General features: G+C 35.9%; 14 protein-coding genes and 1 pseudogene. 7 read left to right on the top strand and 8 right to left on the bottom strand.

What is annotated here, in order from left to right; genetic code table 11:
• The first annotated feature begins 46 nt into the window (after positions 1-46).
• The 3 genes from O5635_RS06510 to O5635_RS06500 all read left to right on the top strand — a co-directional run bounded on the left by O5635_RS06510 (position 47) and on the right by O5635_RS06500 (position 6,292).
• On the top strand, positions 47-1,753 hold the full coding sequence (locus O5635_RS06510; protein WP_052042667.1) for a DNA repair protein RecN: 1,707 nt from the start codon (positions 47-49) through the stop codon (positions 1,751-1,753).
• Between the two features lie 44 nt (positions 1,754-1,797).
• The gene (uvrA, locus tag O5635_RS06505) at positions 1,798-4,725 is read left to right on the top strand and encodes an excinuclease ABC subunit UvrA (protein WP_036900984.1); all 2,928 of its coding nucleotides are present in this window, start codon (positions 1,798-1,800) and stop codon (positions 4,723-4,725) included.
• A gap of 178 nt (positions 4,726-4,903) precedes the next feature.
• Complete coding sequence (locus tag O5635_RS06500; RefSeq protein WP_036900980.1) at positions 4,904-6,292, top strand: glycosyltransferase; 1,389 nt, start codon at positions 4,904-4,906, stop codon at positions 6,290-6,292.
• Here the strand turns inward: O5635_RS06500 and O5635_RS06495 are convergent.
• Genes O5635_RS06495 through O5635_RS06485 form a run of 3 tightly spaced genes read right to left on the bottom strand, consistent with a single transcriptional unit; the run spans position 6,265 to position 7,886 of the window.
• Positions 6,265-6,507, bottom strand: a complete 243-nt coding sequence (locus tag O5635_RS06495; RefSeq protein ID WP_036900978.1) for a hypothetical protein — start codon at positions 6,505-6,507, stop codon at positions 6,265-6,267. The genes O5635_RS06500 and O5635_RS06495 overlap by 28 nt on opposite strands.
• Positions 6,508-6,513: 6 nt before the next feature.
• Complete coding sequence (mraY, locus tag O5635_RS06490) at positions 6,514-7,617, bottom strand: phospho-N-acetylmuramoyl-pentapeptide-transferase (protein ID WP_420063641.1); 1,104 nt, start codon at positions 7,615-7,617, stop codon at positions 6,514-6,516.
• Between the two features lie 14 nt (positions 7,618-7,631).
• Positions 7,632-7,886 carry a DUF3134 domain-containing protein gene (locus O5635_RS06485; RefSeq protein WP_152557261.1) on the bottom strand — a complete coding sequence of 85 codons (255 nt, stop codon included), beginning with the start codon at positions 7,884-7,886 and terminating at the stop codon, positions 7,632-7,634.
• 270 nt (positions 7,887-8,156) lie between these two features.
• Between O5635_RS06485 and O5635_RS06480 the strand changes: the two genes are divergently transcribed.
• Positions 8,157-9,371 (top strand): argininosuccinate synthase, encoded by a 1,215-nt coding sequence (locus O5635_RS06480; RefSeq protein WP_036900973.1) that lies wholly within the window; start codon positions 8,157-8,159, stop codon positions 9,369-9,371.
• 198 nt (positions 9,372-9,569) lie between these two features.
• Here O5635_RS06480 and rpsF read toward each other — a convergent pair.
• From rpsF to O5635_RS06465, 3 genes and pseudogenes are all read right to left on the bottom strand, one after another.
• Positions 9,570-9,998 (bottom strand): annotated as a pseudogene (gene rpsF / locus O5635_RS06475) (30S ribosomal protein S6); the annotation flags it as partial.
• A 76-nt stretch (positions 9,999-10,074) separates the two neighbouring features.
• The gene (locus O5635_RS06470; protein WP_036900968.1) at positions 10,075-10,536 is read right to left on the bottom strand and encodes a Tic20 family protein; all 462 of its coding nucleotides are present in this window, start codon (positions 10,534-10,536) and stop codon (positions 10,075-10,077) included.
• A gap of 6 nt (positions 10,537-10,542) precedes the next feature.
• Positions 10,543-11,460, bottom strand: a complete 918-nt coding sequence (locus tag O5635_RS06465; RefSeq protein ID WP_036900966.1) for a shikimate dehydrogenase — start codon at positions 11,458-11,460, stop codon at positions 10,543-10,545.
• A gap of 105 nt (positions 11,461-11,565) precedes the next feature.
• Here O5635_RS06465 and dnaK point away from each other — a divergent pair, with 105 nt between their 5' ends.
• Positions 11,566-13,467 carry a molecular chaperone DnaK gene (gene dnaK / locus O5635_RS06460; protein ID WP_036900965.1) on the top strand — a complete coding sequence of 634 codons (1,902 nt, stop codon included), beginning with the start codon at positions 11,566-11,568 and terminating at the stop codon, positions 13,465-13,467.
• A gap of 26 nt (positions 13,468-13,493) precedes the next feature.
• Here the strand turns inward: dnaK and O5635_RS06455 are convergent, their stop codons facing one another.
• The gene (locus O5635_RS06455; RefSeq protein WP_269608150.1) at positions 13,494-14,555 is read right to left on the bottom strand and encodes an FAD-dependent oxidoreductase; all 1,062 of its coding nucleotides are present in this window, start codon (positions 14,553-14,555) and stop codon (positions 13,494-13,496) included.
• A 138-nt stretch (positions 14,556-14,693) separates the two neighbouring features.
• On the opposite strand from O5635_RS06455, the gene purU reads away from it, so the two are divergent.
• Together purU and O5635_RS06445 are read left to right on the top strand one after the other, a co-directional pair.
• Positions 14,694-15,545, top strand: a complete 852-nt coding sequence (gene purU / locus O5635_RS06450) for a formyltetrahydrofolate deformylase (protein WP_036900962.1) — start codon at positions 14,694-14,696, stop codon at positions 15,543-15,545.
• Complete coding sequence (locus tag O5635_RS06445; protein ID WP_036900960.1) at positions 15,542-16,882, top strand: O-antigen ligase family protein; 1,341 nt, start codon at positions 15,542-15,544, stop codon at positions 16,880-16,882. Before purU ends, O5635_RS06445 begins: the two co-directional genes overlap by 4 nt.
• Here O5635_RS06445 and O5635_RS06440 read toward each other — a convergent pair.
• Entirely contained in the window at positions 16,833-18,350 is a 1,518-nt protein-coding gene (locus tag O5635_RS06440) for a B12-binding domain-containing radical SAM protein (RefSeq protein WP_241462920.1), read from the bottom strand. The two genes, O5635_RS06445 and O5635_RS06440, sit on opposite strands and share 50 nt — an antisense overlap.
• Positions 18,351-18,464 lie beyond the last annotated feature (114 nt).

Below are 18,464 nucleotides of genomic sequence, written 5' to 3'. Positions count from 1 at the left end.
TATCTTGTTCCCCCTTCTAATTTAATGAGGGTTAGCTACTGTTTACTTGGTTACTTTAATTGCCGTGCTAGTCCGCTTGAGACTTGAGAACATTGGTCTTATAGATAGCTTAGACCTTTCCTTTCAGAATGGGTTTACAGTTTTTACAGGAGAGACAGGAGCTGGAAAATCAATTTTTTTAGATGCCATAGATTTGTTATTAGGTGGTCTTCATAATTCTAAGGCTTCTAAGCTAGTTAAATTAGGATCAACAAAATCTTATATTGAAGGATATTTCCAAATAGATAGTTTTGCAAAAAGATGGCTTCAAAAAAATAATATTATATTTAAAGACAAAGAATTTTCTATTTCTAGAATTTGGAGTTCTAATGGTAAAAACTTAAAAAGTCAAATTAAAATAAATGATCAAATTGTTACTAAGCACCAAATTTTAACATTAAGACCTTATTTGGCTGATTTAACTTTGCAAGGTCAACAAAATAAAATAGATCCTTTAACAACATATTTAAATTGGATAGATCAATTAGGATCTTCCATTATTAAAAACGCAGCTTTAGAAGTGAATAATAATTGGAATAATTGGAACAAAGCTTATTGTACACTTCAGACTGCTAGAAATGAGTACAATCAAAATAAAATTAATTTTGAAATTATGATGGCGGAGTTCAAAGAACTGCAGGCTGCTAATATAACAGATGCTCAAGAGGAAATCCATTTACAGACTGAAGAAGATAGACTTTCACATGCTGTTAGACTTCAAGAAAGTATTCAAAAACTTTTTATTTTTTTAAAGGAGTCTTATGAAGAATCTCCTACTGCTTTGGAAAATATATTGTTTTCTATTAAAGAATTGAAAGTCATTAGTGAGTTGGATCATTCTTTAAAGCCTCATCTTGATAAAGCATTAGATGTTCATGCTGATTTGCAACAGCTCGTTAGTGATTTAGAGCATTATTATCTTTTGCTAGAAAGTAATCCAGATAAATTAAATGAGGTTCAAGAAAGAAGATCATTTTTGAAAAATTTAAAAGCTCGTTATAATAGAAACTTAGATGAATTAGTTCTTTATAGAGAATCCTTAGATAACATTTTGAATTCTGAAAATAGTTCGACTAATTTAGAGCTCTTGGAAGAAAAAGAAAGGCTTGCGAGGGAAAAACGTGATTCATCTAATAAGAAATTATCCAAACTTCGTAAATCTGTGGCTAAAAAATTAGAAATTTCTTTGATGAAATACTTACCATCTTTAGGTTTAGAAAATGCTTTATTTCAAGTAGGAATAATTCCATGTTTGCCTTCTGTTCAAGGTATTGATAACGTAAATTTTTTATTTTCTGCAAACCCTGGCCAACCCCTTTCGCTTCTTCATGAAATAGCTTCTGGTGGAGAAATGTCTAGATTCATTTTGGCTTTAAAGGTTGTTCTTGCCGAACAGGATGGGGCTAGTACGGTAATTTTTGATGAAATTGATTCTGGTGTGAGTGGAAGAGTCAGTTCGGCTGTTGCAAATCTTTTAAAGCACTTATCTGACACTAGGCAAGTTTTTTGTGTCACTCATCAGCCATTAGTTGCAGCATTGGCTGATCATCATTTTTCTATTTCTAAGGTTTCAATAAATGGATCAACTGCTTCGAAAGTCTTTGAGTTAAAGGGTTTTCAGGCAAGGAAGCGTGAACTTGCTGAATTGGCTGGCGGTGATTTTGCTGAAGCTACTATGTACGCTGCAAGTTTATTAGAGAAGAAAGCTGCATGAATAGCAGTAATCTTCCTAAACTTATATGATCTGTTTTTTAGAGGATGGGCCCTTCTAAGGATAAGGCTGTACAAAAATCTTTAACGAATGAATCGTTGGGAGATTTAATAAGTATTCGTGGTGCAAGGCAGCATAATTTGAAGAATATTAATTTGAATATTCCAAGAAATAAATTCATTGTTTTTACTGGTGTTAGTGGAAGCGGGAAAAGCTCTTTAGCTTTTGATACTATTTTTGCTGAAGGACAAAGACGTTATGTTGAGAGTTTGTCTGCTTATGCACGTCAGTTTTTAGGTCAAGTTGATAAACCTGATGTTGATGCGATAGAAGGCTTATCTCCTGCAATTTCAATAGATCAGAAATCTACTAGTCATAATCCTCGCTCTACTGTTGGAACTGTTACCGAAATACAGGATTATTTGCGTTTGTTGTTTGGTAGAGCTGGCGAGCCCCATTGTCCCGAATGCAAAAGGCCTATAAGTCCTCAAACTATTGATGAAATGGTAGATCAGATTCTTTCTCTACCAGACGGTACCCGTTATCAGTTACTTGCACCTGTTGTCAGAGGTAAAAAAGGTACACACGCTAAATTATTATCGGGACTGGCTTCTGAAGGCTTTGCTCGAGTAAGAATTAATAAAGAAGTTAGAGAGTTATCTGACAATATTGAATTAGATAAAAATCATTCTCATTCAATCGAAGTAGTTGTAGATCGTTTAATTGCCAGAGAGGGAATCCAAGAGCGTTTAACAGATTCTTTAAGAACAGCTTTAAAACGGGGTGATGGATTGGCTTTGGTTGAGGTTGTACCAAAAAAAAATGAGGAATTACCGGATGGCATTGAAAGAGAAAGACTCTTTTCGGAAAATTTTGCTTGTCCTATTCATGGAGCTGTAATAGAAGAATTATCTCCAAGATTATTTTCTTTTAATAGTCCATACGGGGCATGCCCAGAGTGTCATGGTATTGGTCATTTAAAAAAATTTACTGTCGATAGAGTTATTCCAGAACCATCACTACCAGTTTATGCTGCTGTTGCGCCTTGGAGTGAAAAGGAAAATTCATATTATTTTTCTTTATTGTATTCAGTTGGAGAAGCCTATGGCTTTGAAATTAAAACGCCTTGGAAAGATTTAACACATGATCAAAAAGAAATTTTGATAAATGGATGTGATAAACCTATTTTAATACAAGCTGATAGTCGATATAAACAAAAGGGAGGCTTTAAAAGGCCTTTTGAAGGAATTCTCCCAATCCTAGAAAGACAATTACGTGATGCAGGTGGAGAATCGGTTCGTCAAAAATTAGAAAAATTTTTGGATTTAGTACCATGTCCAGCATGTTCGGGTAAAAGATTAAAGCCAGAAGCTTTGGCAGTAAAACTAGGTCCTTACTCTATTACTGAATTAACTGAAATTAGTGTTGATGAAACTTTGAAACGGATAGAACAATTAATGGGTATTGATAAACCTTCTAAAAATTTACTTTCTCCTCGTCAAATGCAAATAGGAGATTTGGTTTTAAGAGAAATAAGGCTAAGACTGCGTTTTTTGCTTGATGTTGGCCTTGATTACCTTTCTTTGGATAGACCAGCGATGACATTATCTGGGGGAGAGGCTCAACGAATTCGGTTGGCAACTCAAATAGGAGCAGGCTTAACAGGTGTTCTGTATGTATTAGATGAACCAAGTATAGGTTTGCATCAAAGAGATAATGATCGTTTATTAAATACTTTGGAGAGATTAAGAGACCTTGGCAATACGCTAATAGTTGTTGAACATGATGAGGACACTATTCGTGCTGCCGATTATGTTGTTGATATAGGTCCAGGAGCAGGGATTCATGGTGGCCAAATAATTTCAGAAGGTTCAATCGAAAACTTATTATCTGCAGAGAATTCACTTACGGGTGCTTATCTCAGTGGACGTTCGTCAATACCAACTCCAAAAGAACGACGTAAGGGAGGCAAGAAGAATCTTCGTTTAATTAATTGTGATCGTAATAATCTTCAAAACGTCTCAGTAGACCTTCCTTTAGGTCGTCTTGTCGCTATTACCGGTGTTAGTGGGAGTGGCAAGAGCACGTTAATCAATGAATTATTACACCCTGCTATTAATCATGAACTTGGCTTAAAAGTTCCTTTTCCTAAAGGGGTAGCAGAAATTAGAGGCATTAATGCGATAGATAAGGTTATTGTCATTGATCAATCCCCAATAGGGAGAACTCCTCGATCTAACCCTGCTACTTATACAGGTGCATTTGATCCAATTAGGCAAATTTTTGCTGCTTCAGTTGAAGCAAAAGCTAGGGGCTATCAAGTGGGTCAATTTAGTTTTAATGTGAAAGGTGGTCGCTGTGAAGCATGTCGGGGTCAGGGAGTAAATGTTATTGAAATGAACTTTTTACCCGATGTTTATGTGCAATGCGATGTTTGTAAAGGTGCAAGGTTTAACAGAGAAACCCTACAAGTTAAATATAAAGGTTACACAATTGCTGATGTATTAGAAATGACAGTCGAACAATCTGTAGATGTATTTTCAGCAATTCCTCAGGCTGCTGACAGATTACGAACCTTAGTCGATGTTGGACTTGGTTATATTAAATTGGGTCAGCCTGCACCTACCCTTTCAGGAGGTGAAGCGCAACGGGTTAAGTTGGCCACTGAGTTGTCTCGCAGGGCAACAGGTAAAACTCTTTACTTAATTGACGAACCAACTACGGGTCTTAGTTTTTCTGATGTTCATAAATTAATGGATGTTATTCAACGATTAGTAGATAAAGGCAATTCAATTATTGTGATTGAGCACAATTTGGATGTCATTAGATGTGCTGATTGGATTATTGATTTAGGACCGGAGGGTGGAGATAGAGGTGGCTATATTGTTGCTACAGGTACTCCTGAGGACGTTGCAGCCAACTCATCAAGTTACACTGGAAGTTATTTGAAAAAGGTATTACAACGATATTCCTAATTATTTTTCTTCGCATTTCTCCATAATTTGCTTTTCCTTTTACAAAGTTTTCAGCTAAAGACCTCTCGTATCAAGTGATCTGGAGTTAATTTATATTTTCTTTAGCTTATTGTTTATATTTTCTTTAGTTTTATTGTCTCCATATTCGATTATGAAGCCATTACTTTACTGAAATGGTTTGGGATTGCAGCTCCTTCATTTGCATTTGCATGGGCTGATTCGATCTCACGATTTGGAATTGGGTCGTGATTCAGATACTGGTGGGCAAACATTATATGTATTGGAACTCGTTAAGCATTTAGCTTCTTGTAAAGAAGTTGAGCAAGTAAAACTAGTAACTAGATTAATACAAGATCGAAGGGTCTCTTCTGACTATTCTCAGAAAACGGAATTTATTGCTCCCGGGGCTCAAATTATAAGATTGCCATTTGGTCCTAAAAGGTATATTCGAAAAGAATTATTTTGGCCTTTTTTGGATGATTTAGCAGATCAATTAATTCAACAATTAAAGAAAGAACCTAGGCTGCCCGATTGGATTCATGCTCATTATGCTGATGCAGGTTATGTAGGAGCCTTAATAAGCCGTTCTTTAGACATTCCTTTGGTTTTTACTGGACATTCTCTTGGGAGAGAAAAGAAAAGGAGACTCCTTACCTCTGGTATGGATCATCAACAAATTGAAAATAATTACTCTATTAGTCGTCGAATCGATGCAGAAGAGCTTTCTCTAGCTAATTCTAAATTGGTTATTACAAGTACTTCTCAAGAAGCAGACGATCAATATTTGCGATATAGAAATTTTAATTCTTCAGCAGTGCACGTTATTCCACCCGGCGTTGATTTAAGTCGTTTTCACCCTTCTTATGAATCATCAGAGTCCTCAAAGTTAGATCAATTATTTACTCCTTTTTTACGTAATACTAATTTGCCTCCTTTATTAGCTATTTCACGAGCAGTGAGAAGAAAAAATATACCTGCTTTGATAGAAGTTTTTGGTCGATCGCCTATTTTACGAGAAAGGCATAATTTAGTTCTTATTCTTGGTAATCGAGAGGATACTCGACAATTAGGTAAACAACAGAGGGATGTTTTTCAGCAAATTTTTGACTTAGTAGATAAATATGATCTTTACGGACATATTGCATTTCCTAAGAAGCATAAACGAGATCAAATAGCAGGTATATATAGATGGGCAGCATATAGGAATGGTTTATTTGTTAACCCAGCTTTAACTGAGCCTTTTGGCTTGACATTGCTGGAAGCAGCGGCTTGTGGTTTGCCTATGGTAGCTACAAATGATGGTGGACCTTCGGAAATTCTGGCTAAATGTGCGAATGGGATGCTTGTGGATGTTTCTGATTTAGAATCTTTTAGACAAACTCTTGAAAAAGCTGGCTCTGACCAATATTTATGGAACCGATGGAGTCAAAGTGGTATTGAAGGAGTTACTAATTATTTTAGTTGGAATGCTCATGTATCCACATATATTTCTTTCATGCAATCTCAATTAGATAATTCAAATGACTTAGATAAGGTTGTTCAACTTTCATCTATTAAGGCTAGTTGACGATAAGGTGGCTCTTCACTGATAAATCCCCAAGATTCAAAAATTTTTGGGTCGTCATGGGTGATGAGTTGATTTTTACAATTTTTTTTAAGCTTGAAACCATCATTTGCCATGCGCCTCATTAGTCTTGCTGATTCTTCAAATCGAGATGCCATAGCTTCTAAGGATGTGCAGTCTTCTGTGAGTCCTTTTTCTTTCCATGTAAAATAGCCCATAATTTTTTAATTGTTTGTGTTAATAAGAAATGATAGGACTACAAAGCATATAGTTATTAGCCAAAAACCTCTAACAACTTTTACCTCTTTCAAACCGCTGAGTTCGAAATGATGATGTAATGGTGCCATTAGGAATATCCTATGTCCCTCGCCTGTTATGGCTTTTGTACATTTAAAAATGATTACTTGAAGTATTACTGAGAGTGACTCTGCGAAGAATACAATTCCCATTATAAAGATTGGCCATAATGTATTAGAAATCAATCCAATCCCTATTAAAGCTGCCCCCATTGCTAAAGAACCTGTATCACCCATAAAAATATTTGCAGGATGCTGATTTAGTAAAAGAAATCCTAACCATGCTCCTGATATTGCTATACAAAAACTTGAAAGTGCAAAGCTTTCATTTGTTCCTTCTAGAATAAATTGAATTGATAGACCCGTAAATATAATTGCTCCACAACCGCTTGCTAACCCATCTAATCCATCTGTTAAATTTGTTGCATTACTTTCGGCTATTAATAAGAATAGTGCAATAGGCCAGATTAGTATCCCAAAATCAATCGAATAATTATTAAATAGTTTAATACTGGAATCAATAGCACTTTCAGATTGTGCCCATAAAAGAAAGATTATTCCGGATCCTAATTGGAGTGATATTTTTCCTATAGGAGTCAAACCAGCGTTTTTGTGAAGTATAAAACCTTTCCAGTCATCAATAAAGCCTATGCCCATAAATGCTATTGTTAGAAGGGTTACTGCTATTAATTTGTTTGATATTAAGCTATTATTAGATGCAATATTTCCTACAAGTAATCCAATTGGAATAGTTATTAATCCTCCCATTGTAGGAGTTCCCTTTTTTGCTTGATGTTTTTTGGGACCTTCTTTCTTTATAACTTGATTTAACTTAAGGTCTTGAAATTTTTTTAGACTAAGTTTAGTAATTAGATATGATGATAGCAAGCTAATAATTAGAATTATACTTAGATTATGGTTTTTGACTAAAATATCTATAGTGAAAATAATTACAATAATAAATGCAATCAGAAAATTCGAATCTGAAAAAAACAGTTTTTTTGGTATATTGTTAAAATTTTTATTAGCCAATTCTTATTAATATATTATTCTTCCCAGTCATCTTCAGCACTGTCTTCTTCCTCATTTTTATAATCTTCCTTTTCGCCCATGAGTGCAGACAGTTCTTCTTCTTCCACAGTACTCACATCTTGAATTGACGAAACTTCATCCGCTATTAACCTCCCACTTGACTCTAGCCATGTTAAAAGATCTGGCTCTTCTCTTAAGGGCAATACTGGTGCAGGATCACTTCTCCCATATCGGGTTAGTGCGGGATTTACGTTATCGGTTGAGCTCATCAAGTTCATATTTTGCCATTTTAATAACATAATGCATTATGCGATTGATTAGGGATTTTGATTTTGAAGTTCCCATTAATAGTTTTTGTTTGGGCTTTTGCTTTATTTTTAAGTTTCGGCCTAAGGTTTTGGGGCATACAGCATCCTGAACCTTTCATTATTAGACCATTTATAGTTTGGCTCCTGCTTTTTGGACCTTCTGTATTTTTAGGATGTTATTTGGTCTTATTTGGCTTTCAAAACCAAGATTTAACTTAAAGGAGAAGACAGATGAGTCACGTTAAAAAGGTTGTTCTAGCTTATTCAGGTGGAGTTGACACTAGTGCTTGTATTCCATATTTAATGAATGAATATGGTGTGGAGGAAGTTGTTGCATTTGCAGCTGATTTGGGCCAAGGAGAAGAGTTAGAACCAATTAGACAAAAAGCACTTTCTGCTGGTGCATCTATATCTTTAGTAGATGATCTAGTAAAGCCTTTTATAGAGGAATTTGCTTTTCCAGCAATTAGAGCAAACGCCCTTTATGAAGGTAAATACCCTCTTTCTACTGCTTTAGCTAGACCTTTAATCTCTAGACGTTTAGTAGAAATAGCAAAGGATTTCAAAGCAGATGCAGTCGCACATGGTTGTACAGCCAAAGGGAATGATCAAGTTCGCTTTGATATTGCTATTGGAACACTGGCTCCTGAATTGAAAGTTTTAACACCAGCTCGCTCATGGGGGATGAGTAGGGAAGAAGTAATTGCGTATAGTGAGCGTTTTGGCATTCCAGCCCCTGTCACAAAAAAATCGCCATATTCCATTGATTTGAATCTCTTAGGAAGAAGTGTTGAAGCTGGTTCTCTTGAGGATGCTTATCAACCACCTCTTGAAGAAGTTTTCCAAATCACTTCTTCTATTGAAAATGCTCCTGAGGAAGCTCAAGAAATAGAAATATTTTTTGACTCTGGTAATCCTGTCGGAATTGACGGGGAATCATTAGATCCAATTTCAATCATTCGTAAAGCAAACTATCTTGCAGGGATACATGGCTTCGGCCGAATAGATATGATTGAAAATAGAGTGGTTGGGATCAAAAGTAGAGAAATTTATGAAACACCTGGTCTACTATTACTGATAAAAGCACATCAAGAATTAGAAAGCTTGACTTTATCTGCAGATGTTTTACGAACTAAATTACATTTAGAGAATCAATGGGCTAATTTGGTATATCAAGGCTTTTGGTTTAGTCCTTTAAAATATGCTTTAGATGGCTTTATAAATAGAACACAAATAGACGTTAATGGTTCAGTTAAAATTAAACTACACAAAGGTAATGCAATTATCTCAGGTAGAAAATCTATTAAGAGTAGTTTATATTTGTCTGATTTCTCAACTTATAACAGTAATGATAAATTTGATCATCAATCAGCAGAAGGATTTATCTATGTATGGGGCTTGCCTAGTAAACTGTGGGCACAATCGCAAAAGAATAAAGGCAATTAAAAGAATAGCCTGATTGAATTATTCTTTTTTGCTACCTTCTGAATCTTTTATTTTTACTTCTTTAGTGCTTTCATCTACCTTACTCTCTTGATCTGATTTAGCTGCATTATCCTTCACATTTGCTTTAGCTGTATCATTAGCTTTTGAATCTGTTTTAGCTGCATTATCTTTTACATTTGCTTTAACTGTATCATCAGCTTTTGAATCTGTTTTAGCTGCATTATCATTATCATTATCATTTTTGTGATCTTTTGAATCTGTTTTAGCTGCATTATCATTATCATTTTTGTGATCTTTTGAATCTGTTTTTGGAGCCCTTTTTGTAGGCAGAGGACCATATTGTTTGACTGTTAGGAATCTAATTACGTCTTCTGTCAAGCGCATAGCTTTTTCAAGAACTGCTATATGCTCGCCATTGCCTTTGTGGCTTAATTGAACATAAATACCTTCTTTATGTTTTCCAATTGGATAGGCAAGTCTTCTTTTACCTCGCATTTGACTATCTAAAACTTCTCCACCGGCTCCTTCCAATATCTCTGTGTATTTTTTCAGATGACTATCAACTTCATCCTCCGGAATGGTAGGACGAAGAATGTACATGGTTTCGTAGTAAGGCTGTTTAGACATTCAGTGTTCCGACAAGGACTATTGGCTCATTGAATGAGCGACGGAATTACCACAATATACTTTTATGGTCTTTTATTCAAATTTGTATTCGTACTGCATCGCTAATTATTGGTATATCAGGTTCTTTTCCAGCTACGCATTTTGTTATTGCAAAAATTGTGATTCCTAAAGTTGTTATAAAAACTATATTAGATGCAACTTGAACTAATAAATAGTTTCCTAATGGCTTAATGATTATATCTATGACGTAAATTCCAATTATAATTGCAATATTTAATAGTAGCGCCTGCATTGTATTAAACCGGATAAAAAATGCTATTTCTGTATTTTTAACAACACCAAAAAATAAACACAAAAATAGCAATAAACCTCCTAATAAAATCTTTGTTTTAATAAATATTATTGGCAATATAGGAATAATAATATAGTTTAATATTGGATACTGTGCAAACAAATTGCTGCCTAGATGCAACACATCGCTTAAAGGAAGCATATATACAAAAAGGCTTATTATTCTTTGCCAGATTTGAATAGTCATTTTTTTTTAATTAAGATTAAGAGCAGCTTTTGCAGCTCTATTCATTATATCAATAGGAATTTCTTTTACTCCACTCCAAAGTCGAAGAGACGCAGCACCTTGTTCGATTAACATTTCCAATCCATTTATTTGCTTGCAATTATGCTTAGCACCAAGTTTAAGCCATTGAGTTGGCATGGGTGTGTAAATTAAATCGTAAAGAACTGATTTACTATTTAATCCATCCCATATTCTTTCTCCAAATGGAATAATAGAATCTAAACTTTTTACATTGAATTTGTTGTGCATTCCTGCTGGTGTAGTGTTTACAATCAAATTTGCATCTTTAATAAAATTCTTCGCATTAATATCTGTCGACAGTATTCCTTTGACTTTTATAGATACGTTTTTATTTTGATCACTATTTAATAATTCAATCAGTTCATTTAATGATTGCTCATTTCTACTTATAATTGTAATATTTGAGAACTCTAGTGCTTGAAGGCCTATAGCTACAGCCCTTGCACTTCCACCTGATCCTAGTATTAATGCATTATCTCGGATTAAATCATTGTTTTTTTTAAGTGGCTTAATAAACCCTTCTACATCTGTATTTGTACCTAACCATCCATTCTCACCATTTGGAATAAGAGTGTTGATTGCTCCCACTTTTCTAGCTATTGGACTAACCTCATTACACAATTCAAAAACATTAGTTTTATGAGGGATTGTAATATTTAACCCCTTACAATTAATTTTCCTCAGTGTTTTTATAACTTCTTCTAGATTTTGAGTACTACAAGGAATTGCAAGATAGCACCAATTTATGTTTAATTTTGCCAAAGCTGCATTCTGAATTATTGGTGAAAGCGAGTGAGAGACTGGATCTCCAAGGACTCCTGCAAAACTTGTTTCTCCAGAAATCGTTAATTGTGTTTCTTTCATAATCCAAATTGATAGATACCTGTTCGGGAACCACGCCTCGCCTCTATGTGGACTCACTACCGAGGATGAGCCTATTAAAAAGACATCTTTAGGAGCTGGTTACCAATGGGGAAGGTTGTTGGAATTGACCTTGGTACTACTAATAGCTGTGTTGCTGTTATGGAGGGAGGAAAGCCTACTGTAATTGCGAATGCAGAAGGTTTTCGTACAACTCCATCTGTGGTTGCATATACAAAAAATCAAGATCAACTAGTGGGGCAAATTGCCAAGCGGCAAGCGGTCATGAATCCTGAAAACACATTTTACTCATCCAAGCGTTTTGTTGGAAGAAGGGTAGATGAGGTTAATGAAGAATCTAAGGAAGTTAGTTATTCGGTGGAGAAGTCAGGTTCAAATGTGAAATTAAAATGTCCAATTTTAGATAAGCAATTTTCACCTGAAGAAGTTAGCGCTCAGGTTTTGAGAAAACTTTCTGAAGATGCTGGAAAATATTTAGGCGAAAATATTTCACAAGCAGTAATTACTGTTCCAGCATATTTCAATGACTCACAGCGACAAGCAACGAAAGATGCTGGAAAGATTGCTGGTTTAGAAGTTCTTCGAATTATTAACGAACCAACTGCTGCAGCACTTGCATACGGACTAGATAAAAAAAGTAATGAAAGGATCTTGGTTTTTGATCTAGGTGGTGGAACTTTTGATGTTTCGGTTTTAGAGGTTGGCGATGGTGTTTTTGAAGTTCTCTCAACTTCTGGTGATACTCATCTTGGTGGGGATGATTTTGACAAAGTTATTGTTGATCACTTGGCAGGCACGTTTAAAGGCAATGAGGGAATTGATTTGCGTCAAGATAAACAAGCTCTTCAGCGTTTAACTGAAGCTGCGGAAAAGGCTAAAATTGAACTTTCCAATGCTACTCAAAGCGAAATAAATCTTCCTTTTATCACTGCTACTCCTGAAGGACCAAAACATTTAGATTTAACATTGACAAGAGCTAAATTTGAGGAATTAGCCTCAAGTTTGATTGATCGTTGCCGAGTCCCAGTTGAGCAAGCTTTGAAAGATGCAAAATTGTCTACAGGAGAAATCGATGAAATTGTCATGGTAGGAGGTTCCACACGAATGCCCGCTGTTAAGGAATTAGTCAAAAGAGTTACCGGTAAAGATCCAAATCAGACAGTCAACCCAGATGAAGTGGTTGCTGTAGGCGCTGCTATTCAGGGAGGAGTTTTAGCAGGTGAAGTGAAAGATATTTTGCTTTTAGATGTGACCCCATTGTCTTTAGGTGTCGAAACTCTTGGTGGGGTAATGACTAAAATGATTACAAGAAATACAACAGTTCCTACTAAAAAAGCTGAAACTTATTCAACAGCAGTTGATGGTCAAACGAATGTAGAAATTCATGTTCTTCAAGGAGAACGTGAGATGGCTTCAGATAACAAGAGTTTAGGTACTTTTAGATTAGATGGAATACCTCCAGCTCCTCGCGGTGTTCCACAAATAGAAGTTACTTTTGATATTGATGCTAATGGAATTCTAAGTGTCACTGCTAAAGATAAAGGCAGTGGTAAAGAGCAAAGTATTTCAATTACAGGAGCATCTACCCTTTCTGATAATGAGGTTGACAAGATGGTTAAGGATGCCGAGGTTAATGCAAGTGTAGATAAAGATAAAAGAGAAAGAATTGATTTAAAGAATCAAGCTGAAACTCTTGTCTATCAATCTGAGAAGCAACTTGGAGAACTTGGCGACAAGGTTGATGCAGCAGCAAAAGCCAAAGTTGAAGAGAAGCGTACGCGATTAAAAGAAGCTGCTGATAAAGATGATTTTGAAACAATGAAAACCTTAGTAGAGGAGTTACAGCAAGAGCTTTATGCAATAGGAGCTTCTGTTTATCAACAAGCAAATGCAGCATCTCAAGCAGCGGAGAGTTCTGGAACTGATGCTAATAATTCAGGGGGAGATAATGATGATGTAATTGATGCAGAATTTACAGAAACAAAATAGCGTTGCAATAAAATCAATGTAACTGTTTAAGTTTTGATTAGTTCATTGCCTACCCATTCAGCACATGCTGGAGCTAGTAATATTCCATTTCTATAATGAGCAGTATTTAAAATAAGACCCTGTTCAAGATTTTTGAGCAATGGAGCAGGTTCTTTTTTTGGTTTAAATCGAATTCCTTTCCATTGGTTTTTTATAGATGATAATTTTATCCATGGCGGTGCAAGATTGTCCATATCTTTCATATCTTTGAGAATTTGAGTATTTGATATAACTCCTGGTTCTATTGTGGCCCCTATCAGCATTTGATTATGACTATGCGGGATTAGATTGATATTATTGTTGAACAGTACAGCTGGCCATCCAGACCAATCTAGACGATCCTCTTTTAGCTCTAGATTTATCGCTTGACCTAATACTGGTTCAAGAGGGTAATCATGCCCTAATGGTTTAAGCAATGCTTCGCTACTTCCTGGTGCACAAATAATGATGCAGTCTTTTGTACGACTTTCTTGATTGTCTAAGAATAGTTTCCAACTAGTTTCTTGACTTTGGATAACACGATCAATTTTTAAAACTTGTTTATTTGTTTTTTTTACTTTTAAGTGATCTAATAATTTCATTAGACTTTCCATCAAAGCGAATGGATTAATTCGTCCATCATGTCTAGAAATCAATCCTCCATAGTTGTTGTATATCCAGGAACGTCTCAGGCCTATAGATGAATTAGGCTTTAAAAGTTCTAAACCCATATCCTTTTTTGTTCTTATTAAATCGACCATTTGCTCTAACTCATGTTTTGATCTGGCTAGTTTTATTAGAGGTCGTTCAAGACATAAGGGAGTCTGAGTTGTATTCAGTTGCTTTATTAAGCTTGGCCAAAGCTCCATACTGCGTTTTCTAAGTCTCCAACTACGCCCTGTATTTCTTTTAAAGATAGATCCCATTAAAACCCCTAAAGAAGCATTTGTTCCAGATAGGGTTTCTGAGTAGTTGATCGATTTGAAGATGTCTGGATCAAAAAGTTCAATTTTATAGCCTAAGCGTGCAAGCTCTAATGCAGTTGTGCTTCCAACCACACCTCCTCCAATAATTCCAATATTATTTAATTCTTGATTTTTTAAGATGATATTACTTTCTTGAATTTTCCTTCATTAACTTTACTGTATTTTTGATTTACTGGCATTTACTCTGTTTCACGGGAAAATAACTTATCGATATAAATTGACTTGACTACTACTGTAATATTGCAGCTGATATGTCCTGATCGTCCTGGATTGGTTAGTGAGATAGCAAGTTGGGTATCTAAGAATAATGGTAATATTAGGCATGCTGATCATCATACCGATGATGGGGCGGGACTTTTCCTTAGTCGAATTGAATGGGATCTTGCTAGTTTTAGATTAAAGAGAGAAGCTATTTTTAAAGAGGCTTATCAACTTGCTGATTCCTTAAAAGGAAAGGCCCAGTTAAATTTTTCTGATGAATCTCCAAAAGTTGCAATTTTTGTTAGTAAACAAAGTCATTGCCTTTTAGATTTGCTTTGGCGTGTTCGGAGTGGAGAACTTCAAATGACAGTTCCCTTGGTAATATCTAACCATGCTAATTTGAGTGGTATTTGTGATGATTTTAATATTCCTTTTAGACATATTCCTGTAAACCCTACTAACAAGTTGGAATCGGAAGATATCATCATTAAAACATTAGATGAATATGGTATTGAATTGATTGTTTTAGCTAAATATATGCAGATTTTAAGTTCTTCATTTTTAGGAAGATTCCCTTTAATTATTAACATTCATCATTCTTTTTTACCTGCATTTAAGGGTGCACAGCCTTACCATAAAGCGTGGAAGAGAGGTGTTAAGCTCATAGGTGCTACCGCACATTATGTGACAGAAGACTTAGATGATGGTCCTATTATTGAGCAAACGACTATGCAGGTGAGCCATCGAGATGAAGTTCAAGATTTAATTCGTAAAGGTCGAGATACAGAACGGATTGCTCTTGCTCGTGCCTTAAGAATGCATCTCTGTAGGCAAGTTATGGTTTATAGCGGACGGACAGCTGTTTTCGCATGAACTTTTTGAGGCCTGTATTAAATAATCGTCCAGAATCCTCCAGACCTTTTGCGTGGGTTTGTTTCCAATTGGGATTATTTTTTCTTGCTTCTACCCCATTAATTTCTTCTTTCTTCTTTTTGGTACCTTTAATTCAAGGTACCTTTCTGCGGAGAGACTATTTTCTAAAAGATAAATGGAATTATCCATTAATTTTAGCTGCTATTTTGATGGTGATTGGTAGTTATAAAGCATATTCCGGTTGGTTAGCTTGGGTTGGACTTGCAAATTGGATTCCTTTTTTTTGGTGTTTTTGGGGTTTTCAACCTTATTTATTGACACGAGGTGCTAGGAAACGTTCTTCCTTGCTTTTACTTGCTGGTACGTTTCCCGTCCTGCTAACAGGCTTTGGTCAGATTTGGTTTGGTTGGCAAGGGCCATGGCAATTTTTATATGGCTTAATTATTTGGTTTATTGATTTTGGGGGGAACCCAAATGGCCGCTTATCTGGTTTGTTTAACTATGCCAATATTGCAGGCTCATGGTTAGCAATAATTTGGCCATTTGCGCTAGCTTTTTTAATTAACTCATCAGCTACTTTTCGTAATCGTATTGTTAGCTTTGCATTTACTATTGCCACAGCGATTGCTGTATTCCTGACTGACTCTAGGAATGCTTGGGCTGCCATATTCATAGCAATTCCGTTTGTACTGGGACCTAGTAGTTGGTTTTGGTTATTGCCTTTATTGAGTGCAATTTTTTTATTACTTCTCTTTTCTGCATTTCCAGTCGTCCCATTAGAATTACAACTTTTTGCGCGAAGAATTATCCCAGAGGATATTTGGACTCGTTTAAATGATTTTAAATACATGAATAATAGACCTATAGAGGCAACTCGTATTTATCAATGGAAGGAGGCTATTAATTTATTTCTGCAGAGACCTTGGCTGGGATATGGTGCAGCTGCCTTTTCTGTCTTATACCCTTTACGCCAAGGAATATGGCATGGTCATGCTCATAATTTGCCACTTGAATTATTGGTGGCTCATGGCATTCCTGTCGCAATATTAGTAGTTGGTTTTGTTTTGCTTTTGTTGATTATTTCTTCTAAGAATTGCAATTTCTTTGGTGATTTAAGAAATAAATCTTTGGCAACTCAAAATTTGTTTGATAGAGCATGGTGGACAGCAGCATTTATCCTTGTTTTTCTACATGGTGCAGATATGCCTTTTTTTGATAGTCGAATTAATTTAGCAGGATGGATTTTGTTGTCAGGTTTGCGTTGTATGTTGATACCTACGAATTCTTTTAAAAAACTTGGTTTAAGCTCTTTTGATGATGGTCGACTAGTACCTTAGGTGTTAAGGCGCCTTTGAGGTGCTGCCATGGTAGGACTCTAGAGAAAGGCCAATTTTCATGAATAATTTCTTCCCAGGAAGGAAGGGATGGCAGTGTAGCGATTGGATTATTTAACTCGGAATTATTTTGAATTAAATTGTACGCATTTTTCCATCCTCCGAAGCTGTTATGTGCGCCTTTCATTAAGTACAGAACTGGAGCAAGACGACGATCACTCCTAGATATTAAGGCTTGAATTAAGCTCCACTTATAACTTTCTGCTCGTACAGTGATTCCGTGAGGTCTTAATCGTTTATTGAGCAGTTTTAATCTTTTATCTGCTTCTCGACGTACTCCACACCATTGGAATGGTGTATGTGCTTTTGGTACAAATGTGCTTACACCTAGTGTAAGTCGAAGTCCTGAAGTTTTTCTTTTAATTCTTAGAAGTAGGTCTGCTGTAGCCTCTATATCATCTACATCTTCAAGAGGTAGTCCTACCATTGCATAAAGCTTTAGCTTGGTTAAACCACCATCAAGAGCATATCTAGCTGCCATAAATATTTCCTCTTCTGACAGTTTCTTATTGACTAGCTTTCTAATTTTTTCGCTACCACTTTCTATAGCTATTGTTATGGATTTAGACCCGTGTTTTGCAAGCGTTTGAGTCATCTGTGCATTAACAGTTGATGCTCGAACCGAACTAACACTTAGGCGAATATCATCAAAACGATCTTTATTTATCCATTGTAATAACTCGGAGAATTGTGGGTGTTGGGTGACTGATGCACCTAAAAGTCCTATGCGTTTAGTTGAAGTTAAACCTTTTTCAATAGCAGGAATGAGACCTTCTTCTAGAGCAGATGTACGAAATGGAAGAGTGAGGTAACTAGCCAGACAGAAACGGCATAGTTCTGGGCAACTTCTAACGGTTTCAACCATGTGTATGTTTGCCCATGCAGCATCTGGTGTAATAACAGTGGAGTGAGTTAATACATTGCCACTCCAAGTTTGTTTAGATATAAAACTAGGTATGTCTTGGTCACTAGGTGTAATAGCTTTTAATGCTCCTTCAGCTGTGTATTGGGGAATGTAAAATTGAGGTACATATATACCTTCTACTTGGGCAAGACTCTTTAATTGTTCTATTCGCGAGAGATATCGTGTTTCCTGAATTTTTTGGATAAAATTTGGTAGTAAGTTTTCTCCATCTCCAAGGAGTACAACATCTAGAAAAGGAGCCAAAGGTTCTGGATTGGCTGTAAGAACAGGACCTCCTCCGAAAACAATGGGGTCATCATCAGTTCGTTGATTACTCCATATCGGAATGCCTTGTCTTTCTAAAAGTTCAAGAAAGACTGGCCCATCTAATTCCCAGCTGAGAGAGAGGCCAAAAAGGTCAGTATTTTTATGGTCAGACTCTCTTTGATCAGTAAAGACTCTCCTGACATCAACATCTGATCTTTGTGCAAGAGTTGCCCAGATCACTTGATATCCAAGACTTGTTATTCCAATTGAATAAGTACTTGGGAATGCAAGTACAACTTTTAGAGCATCAGGGGATGCTCTCCTAGGAGTAAAAAGTAGGGTTTCGTTATTCAG

The organism is Prochlorococcus marinus str. MIT 0919 (assembly GCF_027359375.1).
Lineage (GTDB): Bacteria > Cyanobacteriota > Cyanobacteriia > PCC-6307 > Cyanobiaceae > Prochlorococcus_D.
Note: the sequence above shows the minus strand (reverse complement) of the source record. Positions and strands in the feature narration are given on the sequence as shown.

Bases quoted from the DNA above. Each gene is read 5' to 3' on its own strand.
- uvrA (WP_036900984.1), top strand. From the start codon at position 1,798: ATGGGCCCTTCTAAGGATAAGGCTGTACAAAAATCTTTAACGAATGAA.
- O5635_RS06495 (WP_036900978.1), bottom strand. From the start codon at position 6,507: ATGGGCTATTTTACATGGAAAGAAAAAGGACTCACAGAAGACTGCACA.
- O5635_RS06485 (WP_152557261.1), bottom strand. From the start codon at position 7,886: ATGAGCTCAACCGATAACGTAAATCCCGCACTAACCCGATATGGGAGA.
- O5635_RS06480 (WP_036900973.1), top strand. From the start codon at position 8,157: ATGAGTCACGTTAAAAAGGTTGTTCTAGCTTATTCAGGTGGAGTTGAC.
- O5635_RS06470 (WP_036900968.1), bottom strand. From the start codon at position 10,536: ATGACTATTCAAATCTGGCAAAGAATAATAAGCCTTTTTGTATATATG.
- O5635_RS06465 (WP_036900966.1), bottom strand. From the start codon at position 11,460: ATGAAAGAAACACAATTAACGATTTCTGGAGAAACAAGTTTTGCAGGA.
- dnaK (WP_036900965.1), top strand. From the start codon at position 11,566: ATGGGGAAGGTTGTTGGAATTGACCTTGGTACTACTAATAGCTGTGTT.
- O5635_RS06445 (WP_036900960.1), top strand. From the start codon at position 15,542: ATGAACTTTTTGAGGCCTGTATTAAATAATCGTCCAGAATCCTCCAGA.